Origin of the sequence: Actinomadura chokoriensis (genome assembly GCF_041463665.1) — a bacterium.
Lineage (GTDB): Bacteria > Actinomycetota > Actinomycetes > Streptosporangiales > Streptosporangiaceae > Spirillospora > Spirillospora chokoriensis_A.
Genome location: NZ_JAXCEJ010000059.1, coordinates 1 through 4,023 on the forward strand (window position 1 = coordinate 1; position 4,023 = coordinate 4,023).

The window sequence follows — 4,023 nt, forward strand, 5'->3', positions numbered from 1 at the left end:
CTGGCCACCCGCTACGACAAAACCCCCGAAAGCTACGAAGCCGGACTCCACCTGCGCGCAGCCATCATCTGGCTGCGCAGCCTCCCAGCCCCCTCATGATCTGAACTACGAACAGGCCCTAGTTAGGTGCCGACAGGCAACGTCGCGACATTGACGAAGAGGGCTGCGGTGGGCGTTCGCTCGTTCGCCGGGTCCGCGGAGCTTGGCGTGTGCGCGGTTGGCGTCCTTTTGTGGTTCGGGCTTGTCGCGTCCCTTGTAGGGCGTGAGGATGTGGGCGCCGGCGCCCTGGTAGGCCTTGTCGGCCAGCACCAGCAGCCCGGTGGCGGCCAGTGCCCGGATGACGCCCCAGGTCCGGGCCGCGGTCAGGTCGTGGACCGAGCCGCGCAGCGGTCCCGACACCCATAGCAGGGTCCCGTCCGGTGCGGCGATGACCTGGAGGTTCATGCCGTGGCGGCGGTGTTTCCCCGAGTAGTAGGGCCGGTCGGCGGCGACCCGGTCGATCGAGATCAAGGTGCCGTCCAGCACCAGGTAGGGCAGCCCAGCTTTGACCGCTTTGGCCAGGGCGGATCCGAGTTTGGGCGCGCGGGCGGCGAGCAGGTCGACGGTCTCGTTGACGTAGCGCCACGCGGTGGTGGTCGAGACGCCGAATCCGGCGCCCAGTTCGGCGTAGGTCTCGCCCTTGCGCAGGTAGACCAGGGTCATCAGGGCCTGCATGCCCGGGGGTAGGGCCCGGCCCTTGCTGCCGAGGGCCTGGCGGTGGCGGCGGACGACACCGGTGGCGTAGGTCAGGGTCCGGCGCGACAACGGCAGCGAAGCACGGTACAAAAGCATGTGAGGCCTCTGGTGGGGACGGGGGTTGTGAGAGATCAACCGTCCTACCAGGGGTTTCTTGACGTCCGGCACCGCCCACGCCGTCCGCGATCATGCTGTGATCAGCACACACGAATCTGTCGCTGGAGGGTCGGGAGCTGGCGCGGTGGCATTTCGGGCGGTAGGGCTCGGGGCCTGTCTTCCGCCGGTTTCCCGGTCGGGTGTGCTTTCCCCGATGACCGTGACCAGTTCTGCTCCGTTTCCAGCTCCCGCCCGTCAAACCGTGCATGCGGTTCTCCCGCACACGGCTTACCGACGTCGTTCACCGCCGGCATTCGGTCTTACCCGCCAAGGCTTTCCAGCCCTGGGTGCGACGACGATTCCATACAAGCTGATCAGGCCGAGGTCGATGGGCCGCGCGTTGCTCATGACCCACCATCCGAACTTCGCGCTGCGCCGGTGCTTCTTGCTGACGAACCGCGCCAGCCGCCACTGCGCGAATCTCCTGATCTTGCTGAGACGCTCTGCCGAATGCCCGTACTTGAAGTACGCCGCCCAGCCGCGAAGAAACCTGTTCAGGTCCTCCGCGATCGCCTCCGGCCGTCGCGGCAGCCTGCTCCGGTCGGTGATCTCCCGGATCCGGTCGCGGGCATGCCGCATGGCCTTGTCCGCGGGCCAGCGCGCGAGGAACACAAAGCCACGTTTCCCGTTGACGCCTCTGGATCTGACAAGCCGGTGATGGAACCCAAGGAAATCCAGGCCCTCCCCACCGACCTCCAGATGGACGATGCGGGTCTTGGCCGCCTTGGGCTCCAACCCCAGACCGGCCAGCAGCTCGGTCAGCCGGGCAAGAGCCCGTTCGGCCTGACTGCGCGACCAGCACATCGCGATCAGATCGTCTGCGTAACGGACCAGCACCCCATCCGCTTCGTCCCATGCCCGGTCGAGCCGGTGCAGGTAGACGTTGCACAAGACAGGGCTGATGACCCCGCCCTGCGGGCTGCCGGTGACTTCGCGTCGCACCTGCCCGTCCTGCATCACCCCGGCGCGCAGAATCTGCCGCAGGAGTTTCAGGACGGTCCGGTCACAGACGCGTTCCTCGACCGCTCGCATCAACTCATCGTGCGGGATCGCCGTGAAGCAGCTGGCGATATCCGTCTCCACCACCCACCGGCGCCCTTTCGCCTGCTCGTCAATGAGCACTTGCAGGGCGTCATGGGCTGACCGCCGGGGCCGGAACCCGAACGAGCAGTCGAGCATGTCCGCCTCAAAGACCGGTTCGAACACGATCTTTAGCGCGGCCTGCACGACCCGGTCCCGAACGGCCGGGATCGACAACGGCCGCCATTCGTCCCTGACCCCCGGTTTGGGTATCAGAACCCGACGAGCGGGCAGCGGACGATAACGGCCTTCCCGAAGCTCAGCGGCCAACTCATCCAGGAGCCGGGCAATCCCGTACTCCTCGACTTCGGCCAGGGTGGTCCGGTCGATGCCCGGTGCGCCGTTGTTCGCACGCACCGTCACCCACGCGCGTTGCAGGACGTCTCTGCGATAGACCTTGTCCATCAACGCGTGGAACCTGCGTCCGGGATCGGCCTTGGCCGCCCGGTAGAGCACATGCTGCAAGGCACGGACCGGATCACGCGGCACTGACAGCCGACGCGATCCCGAAGCGGCGGTAATAGCCTGACCGGCACTCACCGGGCCTCCTCCTCAACATCACATGCATCGACGAAGCAGTGGCCCTTCCCTCACCGCCGGTTGTGTTGTCCGGTCGGCTCGATCAGTACTACGGCCACCTCCGACGCCCTTCCGGCACGCCACCCACTTCCCGAGGTCATCGGTTATAGGGTGCGACGCTCCAGCAACAATTTCCGCAGGTCACTGGGCCGGGGAGGGCCTCCCCAGTTCCCGCCGCCACTATCGGCACGTTCCGCGCCCCATACGCCGGGGAGTTCTTCGCGGCTGCTTCCAGGCTCTTCACCGCTTCCATGGCCTTCACCCCGATTCCGAAGGGCTCGGCACTCCCTTGCCCCACCCTCACGGGCGGGTGAGTAACGACGCCGCAGGCTTCGCTTCACACTACGGACCGCACCGTCGCTCCCCCATCAGGGCCTTTGACGCTGGGCTTCGACCCCGCCCGTTTCCAGACGGAACCGCCAGCCTGCTACCGGGCCTCCTGGCAGCTACCCGGACCGGACTCACACCGGCAAGCGACGACGAGCTTACGAACAAGATCAGCCGCTCACGCGGCATCACCTCCCGTTCTGCTGGGCGCACGAAAAAGGCTCAGTATGGGCATAAGTAGAAGGCATAGGGCAACATTTCCGTGGATTCATTGAATCGAGTGATCCAGTTCGTCGGCGATCCTGTGAAGACTCCTCCTGCGGTCGACTGGGAGAGGCTGAGGGAACGTACCTTGCTGCGCTTTCCGAGTGACTATATGGGAGCTGTGTCGAAGGTATCCACCCCTCGATATCGACAATTTTTTGGGAACATTTCATCCGGTCGAGAATGCGGAAGGAGAGAACCTGCTGTCCTGGGCGGAGGACATTCTGGGGGCTGCGGTAGATCTGATCAATGAGTTCCCGACCCTTGGGCTGGTTCCATTTCCGCTCTACCCCCTGGAGGGCGGATTGTTTCCCTGGGGTGTCACCGACAACAGTGACCACCTCTTCTGGCGAACGCAGGGGCCGCCTGATGGATGGACGGTTGTAGTAGCGGGTTACTCCTACGCCAAGGACGCTTGGTGGGAGTTCAACGGCTCCATGACGGATTTCATCGCGGGGATCATGACTCGCGAGATCACCTGCCCTGTGCTCGCCTCGGATTTCCCATCCGCGGAAGCCAGGATTGAACAGGTCCCTTTCCCGTAGACATCGCTCGCGCGCTGCGCGATCTCCGTCACAAGTGAACAGCCCGCTCAACAGGTGAGGTGCGATCGGGCAACGTCGCGACATAGACGGCGAGGGATGCTGCCAGCGAGCAGCGCTCGCTGGCGCTGGCCGCACCAGTATGAACTCGCCTTCCAGTGCTGAAGTTGGTGCACTGGTTCGTGATCGTGGACTTGCAGCCAGCTATGGGTGCATGGTGAGGTGGGCCGTCGGCGAGGTGCCAGCGTTGGCTGGTCCTTTTCCGACGGCCTCCTCCCGAACCCGCCGTGCGGCTTTCACCGCAACGGGCTCTCCGGTGACTGCTGCGTGATGGCAGGGT

General features: G+C 65.0%; 2 protein-coding genes and 1 pseudogene. 1 reads left to right on the forward strand and 2 read right to left on the reverse strand.

Translation table 11 applies throughout. The features are described from left to right. Positions 1-132 precede the first annotated feature (132 nt). Both SM418_RS37745 and ltrA read right to left on the reverse strand, forming a co-directional pair. Positions 133-831 (reverse strand): annotated as a pseudogene (locus SM418_RS37745) (transposase family protein); the annotation flags it as partial. A 288-nt stretch (positions 832-1,119) separates the two neighbouring features. Continuing rightward, entirely contained in the window at positions 1,120-2,511 is a 1,392-nt protein-coding gene (gene ltrA / locus SM418_RS37750) for a group II intron reverse transcriptase/maturase (protein WP_371946446.1), read from the reverse strand. Between the two features lie 788 nt (positions 2,512-3,299). Here ltrA and SM418_RS37755 point away from each other — a divergent pair. Beyond that, entirely contained in the window at positions 3,300-3,686 is a 387-nt protein-coding gene (locus SM418_RS37755; protein WP_371946445.1) for a hypothetical protein, read from the forward strand. Positions 3,687-4,023: the final 337 nt, after the last annotated feature.